The following is a 774-nucleotide window of genomic DNA, read 5'->3' as shown; positions in this document are numbered from 1 at the left end:
TGCATGCGGAGAACTACGGCGTCTACGGGGTGCGGAAAATGCACCGACTGCTGGGGCGACAAGGTTGGAGCATCGGCAGGGATCAGACGGGCCGACTCATGCGATCCCTTGGGCTGCGCGGGGTGAAACGCTCGAAACGAGTGTTCACCACCAAATCGGATCCCGCCGGCAAACGCCCGACTGATCTAGTGCAGCGACGTTTTCGTGCTGATGCACCACGCCGGCTTTGGGTCGTTGACGTCACGTATGTGCGCACTTGGCAGGGATTCGCCTATGTCGCGTTCGTCACCGACGTCTTCTCCCGCCGCATCGTCGGCTGGAACGTCGCCGCCACACTGAAAGCCGACATCCTGCCGCTGCAGGCCCTGGACATGGCCGCCTTCGATGCGGGTGGAGATCTCACCGGGCTGACGCACCATTCGGACCACGGGTCGAACTACATGTCGTTGGTATACACGGATCGGATCATGGAACTCGGCGCGATCCCCTCAACTGGAACCGTCGGCGATTCATACGATAATGCGATGGCCGAGGCGCTCAACGCGCTCTATAAGTCGGAGCTGATCCGAGCTCGCGGGCCTTGGCGCACGGTCGAGCAAGTCGAACTCGCAACCCTGGAATGGGTGTGGTGGTGGAACAACCAGCGCCTTCACTCTGAGCTCGATTACCGCACCCCCATTGAAGCCGAGACCGACTACTACGCTGAAACCGAATCACTCTTGGAAGCGACCGCTTCCCAAGAGAACACCTAGGAACGAAACCCAGGGCGATTCA

Annotated in this window: 1 protein-coding gene; it reads left to right on the top strand. The window is 60.5% G+C overall.

Annotation, left to right across the window (positions count from 1 at the left end):
• Positions 1–752, top strand: a 752-nt coding sequence (locus VLI63_RS17645; protein ID WP_409158159.1) for an IS3 family transposase, incomplete at its 5' end; no start/stop codon positions are given.
• Between the last annotated feature and the right edge of the window lie 22 nt (positions 753–774).

The organism is Lacisediminihabitans sp. H27-G8, from assembly GCF_046156175.1.
In the GTDB taxonomy this organism is placed as follows: Bacteria; Actinomycetota; Actinomycetes; order Actinomycetales; family Microbacteriaceae; genus Lacisediminihabitans.
Note: the sequence above shows the minus strand (reverse complement) of the source record. Positions and strands in the feature narration are given on the sequence as shown.